Annotated in this window: 18 protein-coding genes and 1 pseudogene; 11 read left to right on the top strand and 8 right to left on the bottom strand. The window is 48.4% G+C overall.

Going from position 1 to position 16,612, the window contains the following annotated elements:
* Positions 1-82: 82 nt before the first annotated feature.
* The 3 genes and pseudogenes from H6F51_10340 to H6F51_10330 all read left to right on the top strand — a co-directional run bounded on the left by H6F51_10340 (position 83) and on the right by H6F51_10330 (position 1,543).
* On the top strand, positions 83-286 hold the full coding sequence (locus tag H6F51_10340) for a hypothetical protein (GenBank protein MBD1822887.1): 204 nt from the start codon (positions 83-85) through the stop codon (positions 284-286).
* 44 nt (positions 287-330) lie between these two features.
* On the top strand, positions 331-609 hold the full coding sequence (locus tag H6F51_10335) for a hypothetical protein (GenBank protein ID MBD1822886.1): 279 nt from the start codon (positions 331-333) through the stop codon (positions 607-609).
* Positions 610-736: 127 nt separating this feature from the next.
* Positions 737-1,543 (top strand): annotated as a pseudogene (locus H6F51_10330) (IS5 family transposase).
* A 217-nt stretch (positions 1,544-1,760) separates the two neighbouring features.
* Here the strand turns inward: H6F51_10330 and H6F51_10325 are convergent.
* A complete protein-coding gene (locus tag H6F51_10325) occupies positions 1,761-2,291 on the bottom strand; it encodes an outer membrane beta-barrel protein (GenBank protein ID MBD1822885.1) in 531 nt (176 codons plus the stop codon).
* A 470-nt stretch (positions 2,292-2,761) separates the two neighbouring features.
* On the opposite strand from H6F51_10325, the gene H6F51_10320 reads away from it, so the two are divergent.
* Entirely contained in the window at positions 2,762-2,902 is a 141-nt protein-coding gene (locus H6F51_10320; GenBank protein ID MBD1822884.1) for a hypothetical protein, read from the top strand.
* A gap of 384 nt (positions 2,903-3,286) precedes the next feature.
* Here H6F51_10320 and H6F51_10315 read toward each other — a convergent pair whose 3' ends face one another.
* Complete coding sequence (locus H6F51_10315) at positions 3,287-4,237, bottom strand: NmrA/HSCARG family protein (GenBank protein MBD1822883.1); 951 nt, start codon at positions 4,235-4,237, stop codon at positions 3,287-3,289.
* Between the two features lie 882 nt (positions 4,238-5,119).
* Between H6F51_10315 and H6F51_10310 the strand changes: the two genes are divergently transcribed.
* Positions 5,120-5,473, top strand: coding sequence for a hypothetical protein (locus H6F51_10310; protein MBD1822882.1), 354 nt, complete (start codon positions 5,120-5,122; stop codon positions 5,471-5,473).
* A gap of 115 nt (positions 5,474-5,588) precedes the next feature.
* Here H6F51_10310 and H6F51_10305 read toward each other — a convergent pair whose 3' ends face one another.
* Complete coding sequence (locus H6F51_10305; GenBank protein MBD1822881.1) at positions 5,589-6,248, bottom strand: HNH endonuclease; 660 nt, start codon at positions 6,246-6,248, stop codon at positions 5,589-5,591.
* 185 nt (positions 6,249-6,433) lie between these two features.
* A complete protein-coding gene (locus tag H6F51_10300; GenBank protein ID MBD1822880.1) occupies positions 6,434-6,580 on the bottom strand; it encodes a hypothetical protein in 147 nt (48 codons plus the stop codon).
* A gap of 125 nt (positions 6,581-6,705) precedes the next feature.
* Between H6F51_10300 and H6F51_10295 the strand changes: the two genes are divergently transcribed.
* Positions 6,706-7,071 carry a hypothetical protein gene (locus H6F51_10295; protein MBD1822879.1) on the top strand — a complete coding sequence of 122 codons (366 nt, stop codon included), beginning with the start codon at positions 6,706-6,708 and terminating at the stop codon, positions 7,069-7,071.
* On the opposite strand, the gene H6F51_10290 is transcribed toward H6F51_10295, so the two are convergent.
* A complete protein-coding gene (locus H6F51_10290) occupies positions 7,060-7,380 on the bottom strand; it encodes a hypothetical protein (protein ID MBD1822878.1) in 321 nt (106 codons plus the stop codon). The two genes, H6F51_10295 and H6F51_10290, sit on opposite strands and share 12 nt — an antisense overlap.
* A 241-nt stretch (positions 7,381-7,621) precedes the next feature.
* On the opposite strand from H6F51_10290, the gene H6F51_10285 reads away from it, so the two are divergent.
* Positions 7,622-7,999, top strand: a complete 378-nt coding sequence (locus H6F51_10285; GenBank protein MBD1822877.1) for a hypothetical protein — start codon at positions 7,622-7,624, stop codon at positions 7,997-7,999.
* Between the two features lie 209 nt (positions 8,000-8,208).
* On the opposite strand, the gene H6F51_10280 is transcribed toward H6F51_10285, so the two are convergent.
* On the bottom strand, positions 8,209-8,382 hold the full coding sequence (locus tag H6F51_10280) for a hypothetical protein (protein MBD1822876.1): 174 nt from the start codon (positions 8,380-8,382) through the stop codon (positions 8,209-8,211).
* A 61-nt stretch (positions 8,383-8,443) separates the two neighbouring features.
* Here H6F51_10280 and H6F51_10275 point away from each other — a divergent pair, with 61 nt between their 5' ends.
* Complete coding sequence (locus H6F51_10275) at positions 8,444-9,595, top strand: phage integrase SAM-like domain-containing protein (protein ID MBD1822875.1); 1,152 nt, start codon at positions 8,444-8,446, stop codon at positions 9,593-9,595.
* A gap of 562 nt (positions 9,596-10,157) precedes the next feature.
* On the opposite strand, the gene H6F51_10270 is transcribed toward H6F51_10275, so the two are convergent.
* A complete protein-coding gene (locus H6F51_10270; protein MBD1822874.1) occupies positions 10,158-10,535 on the bottom strand; it encodes a hypothetical protein in 378 nt (125 codons plus the stop codon).
* A gap of 163 nt (positions 10,536-10,698) precedes the next feature.
* Here H6F51_10270 and H6F51_10265 point away from each other — a divergent pair, with 163 nt between their 5' ends.
* From H6F51_10265 to H6F51_10255, 3 genes are all read left to right on the top strand, one after another.
* The gene (locus tag H6F51_10265; GenBank protein MBD1822873.1) at positions 10,699-11,466 is read left to right on the top strand and encodes a hypothetical protein; all 768 of its coding nucleotides are present in this window, start codon (positions 10,699-10,701) and stop codon (positions 11,464-11,466) included.
* Positions 11,467-12,569: 1,103 nt separating this feature from the next.
* Positions 12,570-13,637: a hypothetical protein gene (locus H6F51_10260; GenBank protein MBD1822872.1), complete on the top strand. Its 1,068-nt coding sequence runs from the start codon at positions 12,570-12,572 to the stop codon at positions 13,635-13,637.
* Positions 13,638-14,065: 428 nt separating this feature from the next.
* Positions 14,066-14,374 carry a hypothetical protein gene (locus H6F51_10255; protein MBD1822871.1) on the top strand — a complete coding sequence of 103 codons (309 nt, stop codon included), beginning with the start codon at positions 14,066-14,068 and terminating at the stop codon, positions 14,372-14,374.
* A 162-nt stretch (positions 14,375-14,536) separates the two neighbouring features.
* On the opposite strand, the gene H6F51_10250 is transcribed toward H6F51_10255, so the two are convergent.
* Positions 14,537-16,384, bottom strand: coding sequence for a PAS domain S-box protein (locus H6F51_10250; protein ID MBD1822870.1), 1,848 nt, complete (start codon positions 16,382-16,384; stop codon positions 14,537-14,539).
* Between the last annotated feature and the right edge of the window lie 228 nt (positions 16,385-16,612).

Genomic DNA, 16,612 nt, shown 5'->3' with positions numbered 1-16,612 from the left:
TTTCATAATTTCTGTGCGAAACTGAGCAAGCACCGAATGGAAAGGCTGCCCGTTCAGCAGAAGTTCCAACGGATGAGACAGTGTGGAAAGGCTGACGAGTCAGGGGAATCCGAAGTTTGCCACTACCTTAAACGCCAGCGTTCAGTCTCACGAGTTTTGGGCGCTACAGCGTACTACAAACTGGCGATTTAGTCCGATTCTAGTCCAGCCCGGTTTTGAGACAACTGATCTTAGAATGAGACAGCAGCTTAAGACTGCGAACTTTATTCTGTTTGCATTGGCATGAGGAAATAACTCCGCACAATTGATAGTGCTTATGTACTGTTGACTATGACTCAACCTGATTCTGCCCCCGATGTTAGCTATTCATTGGATCGAGACGAACTCTTACGGATTCGGAGCCTCAAGCTTTTAACAAGCGATCGCGATTATATGTTTTTTGCCTTGCAGGTGGACTACCCGGGTAAACTGAATCCTGCGATTAATGTCTCTGCTTTTTGTGATCGCTGGGAGTTGGATGAGGGAGATTTGTACAAAGCGTTAGGCGATCTGCGGAAGAAGGGTATTGTTGTGTCGATTTCGAGCCAACTGAACCTTCAACTCTCCTAGCAGAATCCAAAACGCTCTGCATCTGGACTTTCTGCCGACTTTGGCAACTGATCAAAACGAGCAGATGATCTTGATGCAATAACTGAGAAGCCCTAGAGGGTGTTATGCACTTTGTTAGACTGGAGGCATGAGCAGAAAGCCTTATCCGACGGACGTGAGTGATGAAGAATGGGTATTTGTCGTACCCTACTTAACGTTAATGACGGAAGATGCACCACAACGAGAACACAGTCTGCGCGAAGTGTTCAATGGCTTACGGTACATAGCGAGAGCAGGAGGCGCATAGCGACTGATGCCCCATGACCTGCCACCGTGGGCAACCGTGTACCAACAAACGATGCGCTGGATGAAAGCGGGTGTGTTTGAAGCGATGGTCGATGATCTGCGGGAATTGCTGCGGCTTCTATCTGGACGTAACGAGCAACCCAGTGCGGTGATTCTGGATAGTCGAACATTACAAGCCACGGTTGAAAGTGGACATCGAGCGGGGTATGACGGAGGAAAACGCAAAAAGGGCAGCAAGGTTCAAATTGCGGTGGACACCTTGGGGCAACTGTTAGCGCTGCATGTCACGCCCGCGAACGAACAAGACCGACACCAAGTTGAAGTCCTCGTCGAGCACGTGCAGCAAGTGAGTGGAGAAACGGTGAAGGTGGCATTTGTAGACCAAGGCTACACCGGAGAATCAGCGGCACAAGCGGCAGCAGAACAAGGCGTTCGATTAGAAGTGGTGAAACTGCCAGAAGCGAAGAAAGGTTTCGTTCTCCTGCCTCGTCGTTGGGTGGTGGAACGCAGTTTCGGTTGGATGTCCCGGTTTCGGCGATTGGCGCGGGATTATGAACGACTAGCCGAGACGTTAGCAGGCTTCCATTTGGTCGCGTTTGCGATGTTGATGGTCAAACAGTTTGTCGAATTTCGATTTCAAAGTGCATAACACCCTCTAGGTCCAATTTTAAGCCAAGATTTGTAACACGGCTGTATTATGTGCAGACTGAATGAATAAAGGTGCGATCACCAACTGCATCTGCAAATCTCAGCAGCCAACCTCAGCTCAGCCAGATACCGATAAAAGAAAAGGCTCCCACTTTAACGTGAGAACCCTGTCCCTTAGTCATGGGTCAAGCCTGTAACTTTGTCTGCTCGACACGCGCTTAGAACTCCAGTCCCACACCTGCTTGCAGACTCAACGCACCCGCATCACTGCCCCGATACGCATTGATGCCATACTTAGCATCGCTATACACCACGACACCTTTCGCCACTTGCGATTCCACTCCCAGCGTCAGCACCGGTGCATCTTGATTTCCAATCGGCGAGGTCACCCCGCCATTCTGCACAAATGAGTAGCCCGCTCCCGCATACACATTCGATTTGTCGTTCAACCGCACATCGTAAGTCACGGTTGGAACGATCGCGCTATTGTCGCCCGTGAACAAGACCGAACCGCGTGCCGACACAGGAGCATTCGGAATCGCAAAGCGACCTTGCACATTGCCACCAAAAGACGTGTCATCATTGCCCCGTCCACCGCTAAGGACACCGCCAGAAATGCCAGCGCCGACATAACTGCGATCGTAACGAGGAGCTGTTTGAGCCGAAGCAGCGCCAACACCAAGGAACAGCGGCGAAACAACTAAGGCAGCGAGACCCGAAAGCATTGCCACAGATTGAAGAGATCTCATAGTCACCTGAAGAGTTGTGAACGTTAAAAGAGAGTTTCTGCCTTATTCGGCAGTGAGAAGAAACATCGAGCCACTCACCGCTTCTTGGGTATCACCAGCAGACTGAGGTAGAGGTGCGAGCTGCTCCAGAATGCTGGGAAGCGAGTGAGTGCGAAGAGAACCCGGATGAGCGTGGAGGTTGAATGACTCTTAGCTCTGGTCCCATACTTCTGTTATAGAGCGAGGAAGCGGGTGTTAAGGAGGAGAAGGGTCAGTTTACTAAGCGTCCTAAGTAATTTCGGAATAGTGTTTGACCGTTGTGAAGCGAGAAGACCCAATTGACCTGCTCCTTCTATTTCATTAACTATTACAAAAAACTTCAGAATGCTGAACCGATTCGGATAAGAAGGCGATCGAACGCAGCAATTTCTTGATGCGTGACCAACCGCGGAACCTGTGTTTATTTGTGCTGGAAATTAATACTACTTTTCGTGCCAATTCAGCATATGGAGCGCGGTACCGCTATTCCGCCGCTGATAGAAGCCTTTGGACATGCCACACAGCAGCAGACGTTAGCGTATCTGGGGATTCAAGCCGAGGAGATTGCCCAGATTTATGAACTGGAACTGTAAACGGATAGCAACTGGGTACAGCCAGTGCTTACCGCCTCATCAAAAAAGGCTCGTTTACGGATAGGGCACAAAAAAAGATTATGTCGCAAATACTTTTTAGTGACAAACGAAGTATCTCGTTCGCGTTCCGTTAAGCACTAATTCCGAAGAGTTTTTCAATCCTTGAAGTGTACGGCGCTCAGGTTGGTTGGATGACACGAATTTGTCCCGATGTCATTTGATTAGTCACTGTACAAATGTTCAGCAGAAACACCACAACGAGATAAATCCCAGTTCTGTGTCAAGCTGCACAGAACTGGGAATGCCACAGTCTTACTTTAGAGTGTGGCTTACCATCGGGGGTGATGGCTGCATTCATCGATCACCAATCAACCATTATCTTCGCTACTTCAGTGGAATCCTGTCCTTATTGCGGTTGAGCCAGGTTGCGAAATCTTGCAATAAAGGATTGAGCGAACGAGCAACATTGATATCGCGTGCGCCGCAGAAGTCGTCATTGAAGTCGCGCTTGAACTGGAACATATTGCCCAGGTCTTCCGCCCCTGGAAAACCAAAGCTGCGGTAAACAGCGGGATCAACGCTGTTGTAAGCCACCGTTTGACCGAGGGCTTGCGAGAATGCCGCCGCCATCTCATCGCCTGTCAGGTGCTCACCTGCGATACCGACCGTTTGACCAATCAACTCGGAGCCTTTCTGGAAAACGCCATAAGCGCATCTGCCAATATCTTCGGAAGCGATTCCCGGCAGCTTCTTGTCGCTCATAGGGAGGGTAATGGCATACCTGCCGTCGGGGCCTTTTTGGGGTTCCATACCGAAGTAAATGAAATTGTCCCAGTAGAATGAGGTCAGCAGAAAGGTGGTGGGCACGCCCAGATTGGTGAAATAGTGATTGGCCTCGCCCTTGGCATCAAGGTGCGGCACTTTGTATTTGTCCATTAGAGTGGGCATCCGGTCATCGCTGAGAGGCACCCACTGGCGCGTGTCTTCGAGAGTAGACCAGATGACGTGCTGTACCCCTGCTTGCTTTGCTGCCGTGGCCAGGTTCTGGGCCTGAATCAGCTCTTTTTCCGGTGAGAAGTGTTCCCAGAAGTTGGTGACACAGTAGGCACCGTAAGCATCAGAGAAAGCGTGTTGCAGGCTATCAAGGTCATCCAAGTCAGCAGCAACGACTTCGGCACCCTGGCTGGCTAAAGCATTGGCTTTGTCTGACTGCACGTTTCTGGTAATCGCGCGGGCGGCGAACCCCCCATTGGTATCGTTTAAGATGGCACGAACCAGACCGCCGCCTTGAGCACCTGTTGCGCCAATAATAGCGATGGTTTTCCTGTCTATCATGGTGAATTCTCCTTATCGTGAAGTATGGTGAAGCAATTCTCAATTCCCCTTTGGTCAACCCATGAAGCGCTGAGCTGACAGGAAGTTTAATTTTCCTGCTCAGTTCCTCTCCCACCTGAACAGCAACGGATTCCATTCATCCCATTAACCGCGCTACTGCCCCTGAGATTGCATCTATCTGAGGTAGGAAAGCCTGTTCTAGCGCGTAGCTGGAGGGAGTGGGTGTATCCGAGCCGGTGATCGTGAGGACGGAAGCAGTCAGTCTAAATGTTAGGTTCACGAGACTGGCTAGAACTGTAATCCGCTGGGAATACTACATCCATGCAAGTTCCAATAGCATAATTTCGTTCTCACACTGGACTAATCCCTGCTTATGCATCCTGCCGAAGCACTCTGGGCACGCCACCACCCCTCGGACGGCTACCCGATCGGCGTCCTACCTGTACCGGAGCCAATTAGCGGACTCGCGTTCTTTCCTGGCGGATACGGGCTGTGGGGTATGAAGCAGGGGTGCCCGCTGCCCGCCTTTCCGGTAGGCGGCGTCATGGTGCTCGGTCATGACTTCCACTCAGAGACTGGCTACGCTGAGTCGCGGCGGCTTGGGGGAGAACGCCTCACGCTACCCACATGGAGCAACCTCTTGAAGCTGTTCGAGTCCGCCGGGGTAGTGCCAGAGCACTGCTTTTTCACAAATCTCTATATGGGACTCCGTGCGGGAACTGCCACAACAGGCGTATTCCCAGGCGCAAACGGCGCGAAATTTGTATCGCATTGCCAGGCGTTTCTCCTCGAACAGCTCCGAGTCCAACGTCCGGCGTTGCTCCTCACACTCGGTGTTCATGTCCCACCCGTGATCGGAGTCCTCTCGCCGGAGCTAGCACCGTGGGCAGCGGGGCGTGGACTGAAGCATTTGGATGCAGTCGGACCGGTGCAGACCGGCGTGACGTTCCGGGATATAGTGGACTTCCAGACCACTGCTGTCGCGCTGATCCACCCGAGCCTGCGGCATGCCAGTCTGAGGCACCGACGGTATGGTGGTGCTATAGGAGCGAATGCAGAGCTTGCGATGCTGAGGGACGGGCTGCTGGCTGCTGCTACAAGTGTGAGCTAACCTCTAAGTTCGGGCTACCGCATCTTGTAGCCATTCTAGAGTTCAGGAATGCTGGCATTGCCGCAGATTTGAATGCACCAATTCTGGCGCGGATGGGACTCCTGCAAGGCGCAGCAATTAGCTAGCATTTGGCAAAGCGAATTCAATGATAACGCCAAAGCGCAGCGGCAGCAGGCAGCCTTTAACTCAGCACCAGCAGCTTTCGTCCGTCCACTGCTGTGAAGTGTTAGGTCGCAAGCACTAATGCTGTAGCCACGATTTCACCTCTTCAATCCTCCTTGTCTTGCCACCTAAATGAATCATGGCATGACAATTAGGACAAACTGGGCGCAGGTCAGCAATTGGATCAACCTCATACTCCTGCTGAATTTCCGATAGCGGTTTTAAGTGATGTACATGGATAAACCCTTGCGCTACCGACCCAAACTTCTCTTCAAAGTTAAAGCCACAAATGCAGCAACTTACACCGTAATACTCAATGCAACGCCTGCGGGCTTCAGGATTGCGCTCATAGGAATTGATCGTAACCTGGCAGACTGAACCCTCAACCAGCTTCTGATTGTCAGAAACTTCTTCAGAAAGACGAACACTAGAGACAGTATTTAGTCGCTTTTGGGCAACAGACAATTCCTCGCTAGTAAAAAGAGCTGACCAAGGTTGGCGGAGAACTAAAGCTTCAAGGGATAAGTCCAGCCGATTGATCTCAACTAATTTCTGTAAGCCCCTCGTTGGATTGCTTTTCGGCTTAAGCCAATCTTTTGCTGCTTGCAAACCACCAACCCTTTTCACACGTTGCAGGTAGCGGTGGGCCCAATACCCTGTCTCACGCCCTACATGTTGGTAAATGGCGATCATTTCCTCATGGAGTTGAGCCTCTAAGCTTGGGGAGTTGGAAACCATAATTATTCGCCCTGAAACATCACAGACTTATCGTGCCCACCAATAAACTTTGCGGTGATACCCCGCAGGGAAAATATGCGACTTAACGCCTCCGTTCACCTGCTGCTAGTACCTCTACTGAACGAGAGAATGCGGCTTTGAACCGTGTTGCATTACGCTCGGTAGCCCCAACGCTGCCCCAACGCTCAGCGATTTCCCTGATCGAGTTCTGCGTCCAGAAATCCCCAAGCCACTAGCCCAAACATTAACGCCAAGATTAGCCACGCTGTGATCGTCATGGGCGCGATCGCGGGTTCAGAGTTGAGCATCAGATTGACTAAAGATTCTTCCATTGTTCAGACCTTGGGAGGATGGCTTTAGTGTTCTGACCACTTTTCAACTGCTGAGACATCCTCTAAGCTGTAAAACTGGCTCGCTAAAGCGTGCGCTAACTCAACGAATGCTTAGGAGAAAGGACATGAATAATTGGAAACTCATGCTAGGACTGCTTCTGACCACTGTTTTACTTCCGATGCCGATCGTGCGCGCAGAATCAACCCCGACCAATGCAACGACTGCTCCCATTGCGACAACAGCAGCCGTTCCGTCTCTAACGCCGTATGACTTAGTGTATGCGGCATACCAGGGTCGTCTTCGGGCGCAGGGCTTGCGTAGCTATGGAGCCTTTGCGGATGGATGTAACCAAGGAACTCTAACGGCAAATGATGTGGTGCAAGCGGCGCTCAAGGCAAATCTATTGCCGCAGAGCATTTTGCAAGACCAAGGTTATATGAATGCTGTGGATGCACAGATGAAAGCGTTCAAGAATAATTCAGGTAGATGAGTACAGAAGCGATCGCCCTGAGTCTAAAGTAGGCATCGACAGATGGTGCAGGTTTTCTGTCATCCACGCTTGCACCTCGACCTGTTCGGATTCGGTCAATCCGGGTAGGATATCTTGCTTCAAGGATTTTAGGAGCGAGAAGTTACAACCTTTGCTGAGGCTGAGATACGATTCACCGAATTGCCGCTTCAGTCGATAAGTCAGCGCGGACGGCTGCACTTTTAGTTCTTTGGCGATTTTACTGACTGAGACGTTCTCTGAAGAGAGGCGGGCGAAGGACTGCTGAACCTGTTCGGGATTGAGTTTCATTGGGCAGGGCGTGGCACAACGTCCCTCTAAAGCTATCTAGAGCGCCTATTCTGTAGGTGTGCGATTTAAGGACAGCCGCGCCCGCTCAGAGGTCATCTACTGCACTCGTTGTACTATTGATCTCGCCTAACCTGAAGCGAGAATAGCGCCCGGCTACGTTAGCTTTTTAACGCGATCGCTACTCTGGTACTTCCTGGATCGGTTGAACTACTGTGGTGGTGGTTGAATTCAGGAGGCGGCTTTGATGAATGCAGAGTTCAGAGAGATGTTAGATGAATGCGTCAAGTTACAAATTCAAGCAGAGGCGGCGCTGAAGTTTTATAAATCGACTAGCGCCCGGTTGCGTAAGCTTGAAGGCGCGATTGGAACAAGATTTGTACCTGAAGAAGTAAATGAAGCGACCGGGGTAGCAAGCGCGCCCTATGAGTTTGAAACGGAAAATGAACGAATCTCTTATATCGTCTTGCAGCACCCTGAACCAAATGAACACGGTAATACGTTTACGATTTATCAAAGCATCCATACATGGAGTCGATCAGAAAGAATCGAGCGGATGATTCAGCAAGCAGAGCGAGATCTAAATGAAGGTGAAGATAGCGAAATCCCGTCGCAGCCCTAAGGTGTGATGCCCTGGAGTAACCTCGCTTGGTAGCACACTACTTGTATGAAGTAGCGTTATTTTCTCAAGCCCCAATCGAGAGTGATCGGATTGCTTCCGATAAGCTTTGTAGCGCTTCAGTTGAAACTCCCCGCCAGGGCTTTGAACAGATTGTTGCGGAATTGTACTCTAAATATTTATGAAGCCTGGAACTGCGATTATGACTAGCCTTATTCGTAAGTACCAAAGCTTGGGGTAGTAGAGGTCGCGGGTTCAAATCCCGCCGCTCCGATTAGATGAAAGCCAGTCATTGACTGGCTTTTGTCGTTTCTAGGAATTTGAAAGTCAGTGGTATACACACTGGTATCTTTGTTCGTTCTGGTACGCTTTAATGCGGTCTCCATCGGGGTAGTGGTATAAGATTCGGTATACCAATTAGTCCACCAATTGAGCCGTATACCACGAATGGCGAGAGACAAGGTTGAAGTCAAGATTGAAGAGATGCGCGGAAATTTGCGCCTGCGTTGGACGCATGAGCGGAAGCGGTACTGTTTAAGCTTGGGTCTCAGAGATAACGCCACAAATCGCGCTCAAGCGCAAATGAGAGCGTCTGTGATCGAACGCGATATCGAGTATGGGATGTTTGATCCAACGTTGTTCAAATACCGCTCGGAGAAGCATGGCAATACGCCAATCAAGGTATATGAATTGTTTGAACGACACATTGAATACAAGCGCGGAAAAATTGCAAACCAAACGTTAGACAAGTATCACGGGGTACTTAGCAACCTTAAGACTTACTTTCGAGAGCGCTATGCCGGGAATTTGACAGAATCTGACTGCGAGAAGTTTAAATCTTGGTTGTCAGAGAAACTTGCGCCGATTACGCTCAAGCAATACTTAAGCGCAATTAAAACCGCTTGGGAATGGGCGATCGCTCGAAAGATGGTTAGCGAAAATCCCTGGATCGAGGTCGTTAAACAAGTTCCACGCGGCAAGGTTAAAAAACCTCAACCCTTTACAGTTCAGGAAGTGCAGCGCATCATCCAGCATTTCAGAACGTACCCAGAATATAGCTACTATGCGGATTATGCAGAATTCTTGCTTTGTACTGGATGTCGAATTGAGAAGGCGATCGCGCTCACTTGGGTTGATGTCACAGAAGACTGTTCCCAAATTTGGTTTGGAAAAGCCTACAACCGTGGGGATTTACGGCAAATTAAGGCAGGTGAAGCGGGTTTTGTCCCACTCAGTAAAAGTCTTCAGCAAATGCTATTGAGAAGACGTGCGCTCGACGTAAAGCCAGAAGCGTTAATCTTTCCAACGCCTCGGAAGGGTGGATATATGGATAACGCAAACTTCCGCAACCGAGCTTGGAAAACCGTTCTCAGCGAGCTAGACATCCCCTACCGCAAACCAAATACCTCTCGTCATACCCTCATCAGCTATTGGCTAAAACAAGGTGAAGATCCCGCTACGGTTGCAAAATACACGCGCACGTCTCTCAAAATGATTTTTGAACACTATGGTCACTACATTCCAAGTAAGGCAACGTTGCCAGATATCTTAGGCGATATTCTTCCTCCCACCTCTGATGGGAACGGCTCCGGGGTGTAATTCCTGAAACCGTTGGATTGCATTGAGGTGCAATTCTGGATTCTTCTGGCATTTTGCCGTGAGCCACACTTCAATCATCCGCTTGTTGAATTTCTCTCTTCAGAGAACTTGATCTTAGGTGCTTTTGTCGCTGCCGCTGCTGGGACTTGCTCTCGGCTCATTTCAACGAAGGGACAATTAGGATTAGTTGAAATCGAGTTCAACATCATTTGCCAGCGATCGGGATGACGGCGCTTCAGTTCCTCGATGTTTTGATGCAGTGACAAAATTAAATCTCGATTGCTCATAATCTATGGTTAGAACATTTGCTCTATTATCCCCTGCTTTTCTTGCGATAAGTACGATCGCACTAGAACTGGTCGCCACTCGCTTGAATGGGGTGGCATTTCCTCTCGATAGATTGGGGACAATTACAGGATTTCTGGAAAGAAAAAAGTTGATCGATAAGTTGAGCCGATAAATTTGATCGCACCAATTCTGGACTAACACCGATCACGCCTTAGTCCAACGATCGAAACTGCCTCGATCCGCAGGATGCTTGCTATGTCTACGTTTACGAGATTTATGACTTTAGAAATTTGGTAGGAATGCTTGGAAATTTTGCGAAGTAGGCAGTGCGAGAGACGAGAACGGTCGCAAGTCTTGTTAGCGCTTCGATGTTTGCGCTCTGCTGCTGAGCTACCGCCAGATGTCCATTGATTGCTTGATTCGTTTCTCGAATTGCCTCAGTTAATCTATCGATCGATTTCTCGGTACGTTCGCCCCATTTTTCTAAATTCGCAGATGTCTGCTTCTGTTGTGCTGCCAATTGGGCAATGTTAAGCGCAAGAGCGTCGATCGATGCGGTGACGCGATCAAAGTTTCGATTGTCGTTATCTCGCATGACTGACAGCAGATCAACGATCGTTTTAAGCGTTTGCTTCTCGAATGACTCAGGCATTAACTTTTACCTCTGATCTCGTTTGCGCCAGTTCATCGAAACTCACCCCAAAATCTACGCCTAAAACATCCTCGATTTTGCGTAGATTCTCGAGCGCCAGTGTCCCCTAGTTCTCCCCGATTGTTTCCTAATCTATAAAAATATCGAACTGAGGTTTAGAGCATTGTTAACCGTAAAAAATAGCCCATCAGTAGCTACCTCTCAAGCTTCAAAAGCTTCAGCATTAAGAGAAAAAATCAAAATTGATGAGAGTAAACTTGGTAATCTTATATTTAAGATTGCAGAAAATAAGTCAGAGTTAGAACAGGCATTTAAGCTAGTTTATAATGCCTATATTCAAATAGAATACATGAATCCTCATCCTTCAGGAATGCGACTTCATCCCCTTCACGTCTTACAAAATTCAACAATATTTATTGGTGTACACAATGACAAAGTAGTAACAACAATGGCTCTGTCTCCTGATTCCGAATTAGGCTTACCTATGGACTGTATTTATCAGGAAGAACTTGCTACTATTCGTCATCAAAAACGGCGATTTGCAGAAATTGGAGCGTTGGCATCAGACCCTAATTTTAGATACAGAGATTTTACTATTCCGTTACATCTCAATAAAATCATGTATCTATATGCAAAACAGTATTTGCAGTTAGATGACCTTGTAATTGGAGTCGTTCCCAAGCATCAATCTTTCTATACAGCTATTCTTCCGTTTCAGCAAATTGGAGCAATCAAAGCTTATCAAGGTATCAACCAAAATCCTGTTATTCTTCTTAGACTTAATTTACACACTGAAGAAGATGATTTGTACCAGACCTATCACAAGTATCCAATTGAAAAAAATCTCTATCATTTCTTTTGCCTTCATGATAGTGAATGTATTTATCTCCCATACCTCAATAATTCTCGGTTAAAGACAAAAACAGCGTAAAGTGAAAGTCTTTCGTTTTTGGAACCGGATCGAGAGAGGTTTTCTCTGAATGAATCGATAAGAACTGCTTAAGCCTTCTGCTCTGGATAAGCCGGACTAACGGCGCAAAAAATAGTCCAGATTTGTATTGCACCTTAAATCGCTGAATCCCCTCATTTATATAGGGTTTCGGGCGTTGACGAGTCCAGGATTTCCTGAAAAATGCTTTGAACTTCTGCTCACACAGCAAAAGTTCAACAATATTTCTAAATCAAGACCGTCTGCAAAATAAGGATTGTACGCTTTTTTAATTCGTCATCTTAAAGCCTGGACTAAAACTGAACTATTTGGGCTAAGTTGCGATCGCGTTCCCCCAAATTCGATCAACGCATCGCACCGGGACAGAGCAGATGTACTCATTAACCAGGCTTATTAATGGTCTTATCTTGAATCTCGTATGAGTCTCAGGCTTTTTACGGTGAGCCGTAAAAATAAAGGCAATCCTAAAGGTCAGGGCTTTTTGATTGTGGTGGGTTGAGTGAATACGCAAGAGCGATCGGGAAGCACAAAGACACTGTTTCAGGATTAAAAGATGCCACACAACCCGGATTAGTGACGCGATGAGCGCTCATCCTCAGTTGAACATTGTCAGCGTGTGGCAGACTGACGATCTCAGACATCGGAGCCAGGCTCCGTGGTTGAATGCTCTAGTGACGAAGCGGCTTGACCATTAGAGATTAAAGGCACAGCGACAAATAATCCGTTGACAGAATCACAGCACACCTCCCTGACCCAGCGAAGCGGATGATGAGAGGCTATGGCTGCTTATGGTTATCTAGTATCTCAAGTCTCTCCGTTGCATAGCTTCCATTTCTCAGCCGTGAAATAGACGAATGAAGCGGTGTAAGTCTATTTCATCGGAGTAAGGAGTGGTTGTCCGACCATTCGTCTGAAAACAGCTGTCATGCTTCTCCTCTAGTTCTCCCCGTTTATTCTGAAAACAGCTGTCATGCTTCTTCTCTAGTTCTCCCCATTTATTCTCTATCTTGAGCGATATCAGGCAAACCGCTGACATTCAGGACTTCGCTGCATCTCAACTTTACGAACACAACAAGAGGTCAACCATGAACCGCCAATTCTGCACGATCGCTCTCCTGACTACCCTAGGTGTTTTTTCTTTTGCATCGGTTCCGAAAGCTGGAGTCGTCTTAAACGGCGCATCAGTCGATGGTTCCACTGTCGACCATACCCAGTTTGACGATCCTTCTAGTCTAGACTTAACTTTGACAAATCGGATGAACAACCAAACCGCTTCGACGTCATCGGGTGGCACACCGACGGTTTTGAACGTTGAGCGTGATGCGCATTTCGTCAACGTGATGGGCGACAAAACACCAGCGATGCCGAATTTTCCTCAGCTTGCGCCAAAGGCTGGAAAAGTGCGCGGTTATGTGAAAGATTTGTCGGGAAATCCTCTGAAGGGCGCGACCATCGGGATTCGTGCTTCGTATTTTGCCGGTCATTATTCAGGTGCGCAGGGCGAAACCGACGCAAACGGGTATTATGAGTTTGCCGTTCCGAAAGGTTCGGCGCATTACTACAATGCAGGTTATCAACTCAAATGGGGCGACGGCATCGCAGCAATGGGTCTGCATCCAGTGGACGGAAAATTGGAAAGTTTTACAACCGTTGATGGTGCGGTGGAAAACTTTGTGCTGCTGCCTTATGGCATTACCAGCCCTGAAAATGTCAGCCAAAATCCGTATGTCTCATCAAGTTATTACGGGGGTTCGATTCGCGTCTCTTATTACACACGCGAAAAGACCGACCCCAATATAGCTGCAGGCAGCATTGTCGAAGATTCGATTATCGAAATCACCTTAACGCCCGAAGGCAACATGCTTGACGGTACAGCGGGAAGAACTTTCGTCATTCGCCAGCCGATCGGGTTTAAGGGTAATTTCAGTATTCACAATATTCCGCTTGGACGCTACCGAATCACTGCTACAACGGGCGACAAAGCGCTCAAGATGAAAGAAGACCGTAAGTTTAACCCGCTTTTTGGGCTGATGCCGGGAGAGGCGATCGGTGAAGCGAGTCTTTTGTTTATTCCGGGCACTGAAAAGGCTTCCAGCGCTACGCCGAATGCTGGCGGTTGGGAGCCAGTAGGTATTACCCTTAGCATGCCGTAGGTTTTGAACGAATTATTGCATTAACAATAGTCCGGGCAAATTCAGACAGCAATTGTGCCGTAGTTACAGAGGTTTGAGTAGTTGGGATGGCTCAAGAATTCCCACATCTAAGGAACGATCGCGCCGTAACCGCTCATCAATCCCGCCGCTCTGCCAGAAATCCCCAAGCTACTAACCCAAGTATCAACCAGTCGTCATAGGCGCGATCGCGGGGTCAGAGTTATTAATAGGTCGCTCACACAAATTAACGAGCATCGATCGCGCTATCTAAATCCACTACATTCAGAACCGTAGAGAACTTTTTCTTCACCGCTTGGCGAAATCTGAACGCACCATTTTCCGCCTGCCTGCCATAGTCAAAACTCGTCAGTCACCCGAGCGATCGCATAGCTGAGGGGGACTATACCGCTCACGATGATGAGAATTATTTGGGGGATACGATTGCGCAATATTTGGGCGATACTCCATCACCGAACCTTGCCGATCGAGTTAGGGAATTGGAGCGAATTGTTTCCGATCTTTTTGCTCGTGTCGCAGGTGCAAATAAAACAGCAGTCCAATCGATCGCTAAGAGCGAGATTCTGACAGAGGCGGAACTGTGTGATCGCTTCAACATTCCGCACAACTGGAGGAGTTCTGTTCACGGATGGAATGCGGAGCATTGGCTCTCAAGGAAAACAGGTGCAGTGCATTTGGGGGGCGATCGCTATCGTTTGAACACCACAACGAAACCTTAGTTAATCAGCATTTCAGCCATTTTAGAGGGGGTTTGATCACCACCATTTCAGAATCAACTCAAATTTGGTGATCTACAAGAAGCCCGATCGCACGTCAAGCTGTTTGGGCTCCTGCCTGCAAGAGCCCAAAGTCAACGGCTGAATAGCCTTTCCGAGCCCAAATCACCAAAAGTTCGCAAGCACCCGTAGTTGTGATTCCAGAGCAGGTAAGTAGATTTTGAATTGAGCACCTTTGTGGGGTTCACTTTCTACGGTGATGAACCCTCCATGCCCTTTGACAATTCCTACCACTAGGGATAGCCCGAGCCCTGTCCCCTTCCCAAACGCTTTGGTTGTGAAGAAGGGTTCAAAGATCCGATTCAAGTTCTCAGGCGGTATGCCAATTCCAGTATCAGAGACAGTTAGCACCACATAGGCACCGGTTGACGCATCTATACTTGTGCGCGCTAGATTTGCATCAACCCATGTGTTTTCTGCAGAGATGCGTAAAATGCCACCGTCTGGCATCGCATCACATGCATTTTGGCAAAGATTCAGCAGCATTTGATGGAGTTGCGATGGGTCTCCAGCAATGGTCCAAAGGTCAACTGCAACATCTGTTTGAACTCGGATATTGCCTGGAAAGTTTTGCTCAAGGCTCTCTGTTATTTCCAATAGCCAGAACGCCACGGCTAGGGGACTTCTATTGCCCTTCAGCCCTCCTACAAAGGACAAGACTTGCTGGATAACATCAGCACTACGCTTTGTGTTTTGTTCCAGAATTGCCAAAAGTCTTTTACTCTGTTCATCGGTCAGTTTGTTCGCCAATAGTTGGATTGACATTAGAACAGGCGTCAACGCATTGTTGAGATGATGCGCCATCCCACTCGTTACCGTGCTAATGCTTTCAAACCGTTGGATGCGTTGATGTAGCGCTTCGGTCTGCTTTCTCTCAGTAATATTGGTGCTACTGACGAGAATAGATTGAGGCTGTCCTACTGAAACACGGATTAATGTCCAATAGCTGTCAACAATGACTTTTCGACCATCTTTTGCGCGATGCTGAAGCTCACCCTGCCACGCTCCCTGTTCAAGAACCAGGGATTGAGCTTGGTGAAGTTGCGGAGAAACCCCTTCAAAAATTAGGTTGTCAAAGCAACATCCTACTGCTTCATCAGCCGTCCAACCGAATAATCGAGTTGCACTGCTATTCCAAAACAGAATCCGATGGTCTAAGCTCAGCAGAAGAATGGCATTCTGTGACTGATCCAGAAGGGTGGCTTTTGCTTGCAGTTGTGCGTCACTCTCTTTTCGCTCGGTGACATCGGTTTGAATCCCAACGAAATAGAGCAGCTGACCTGTATCTGCGCGCACAGGAGCAAGTTTGAGCTCATTCCAAAAGGGCTGACCATCTTTACGATAATTCAAAAGCGTGGCTTGAATTTCCCGTTGTTGTACAATCGCCTCACGAATTTGCGCGACAACTTCTGGATCAGTGTCTGAACCCTGTAAAAATCGACAATTGGAACCTCTAATCTCCTCGAGTTCATACCCTGTCAGCTTTGAGAAGGCAGGATTTGCGTAGATGATAGGATTATCAGGCTGATTGGGATCGCTGAGCAAAATGCCCTCCGAAGCAAAGTGAAACGCTTGGGCAAAGGGCGACTGAGGCAACTCATCTGCTTGCAATCCTACAGTTGACTGCTTCTTCAACCACTCGAGTCGTTCTTGTTTAGCTCTGTCCCAATACGTCTCGAAAAAGTGTGCGATCTGAGGCTCTTCAGAAATTAAGCCATTAAGATGATCTTGAGCTCGCTTATCCGTCGCGTATGATACTTCTGAGTGCGCCTCCATCCACTCATGGCAGGTTTTGACATAAGCAATAAAGGTGACTAGATATTGGTAGTTCTCGCTCCCTAAAACACACCGCAACGCCTGCCGACAGCTGTCAGCCTCATCTGTATGCAAGGCAATAAAGATGGCACAATCCAGAAGACTTGCTTCGAGAACTGCATTAAGCTGGGATAACACTCTCAATAACTCGTTTTGAGCAGTCAGGAGCCGAAGATGCTCATCTACAGCTTGGGCAGTTGGGGGAGCCGTCTCAAGCAGCATTAATATTTCCTGCGCTTGCATTCCCAACTCCCGGAGTGAGCAGGTGTGGCACACCAAGCAGTATGGAACTGGACAGAAACGCGATAGATAGGCAGACAATTTCTCCTTGAAGAGGGCGGGAAGGGGATTGTCAACGTAGGCAGA

It is taken from the genome of Cyanobacteria bacterium FACHB-DQ100 (genome assembly GCA_014695195.1).
GTDB lineage: Bacteria > Cyanobacteriota > Cyanobacteriia > Leptolyngbyales > Leptolyngbyaceae > Leptolyngbya.
The sequence above is the reverse complement of the archived record's forward strand: the minus strand, read 5'-3'. Positions and strand labels throughout refer to the sequence as shown.

Coding starts and splice junctions, on each gene's coding strand:
- H6F51_10270 (MBD1822874.1), bottom strand. CDS start 10,535: ATGCCTGAGTCATTCGAGAAGCAAACGCTTAAAACGATCGTTGATCTG.
- H6F51_10315 (MBD1822883.1), bottom strand. CDS start 4,237: ATGATAGACAGGAAAACCATCGCTATTATTGGCGCAACAGGTGCTCAA.
- H6F51_10300 (MBD1822880.1), bottom strand. CDS start 6,580: ATGGAAGAATCTTTAGTCAATCTGATGCTCAACTCTGAACCCGCGATC.
- H6F51_10295 (MBD1822879.1), top strand. CDS start 6,706: ATGAATAATTGGAAACTCATGCTAGGACTGCTTCTGACCACTGTTTTA.
- H6F51_10280 (MBD1822876.1), bottom strand. CDS start 8,382: ATGGAGACCGCATTAAAGCGTACCAGAACGAACAAAGATACCAGTGTG.
- H6F51_10335 (MBD1822886.1), top strand. CDS start 331: ATGACTCAACCTGATTCTGCCCCCGATGTTAGCTATTCATTGGATCGA.
- H6F51_10290 (MBD1822878.1), bottom strand. CDS start 7,380: ATGAAACTCAATCCCGAACAGGTTCAGCAGTCCTTCGCCCGCCTCTCT.
- H6F51_10260 (MBD1822872.1), top strand. CDS start 12,570: ATGAACCGCCAATTCTGCACGATCGCTCTCCTGACTACCCTAGGTGTT.
- H6F51_10325 (MBD1822885.1), bottom strand. CDS start 2,291: ATGAGATCTCTTCAATCTGTGGCAATGCTTTCGGGTCTCGCTGCCTTA.
- H6F51_10305 (MBD1822881.1), bottom strand. CDS start 6,248: ATGGTTTCCAACTCCCCAAGCTTAGAGGCTCAACTCCATGAGGAAATG.
- H6F51_10275 (MBD1822875.1), top strand. CDS start 8,444: ATGGCGAGAGACAAGGTTGAAGTCAAGATTGAAGAGATGCGCGGAAAT.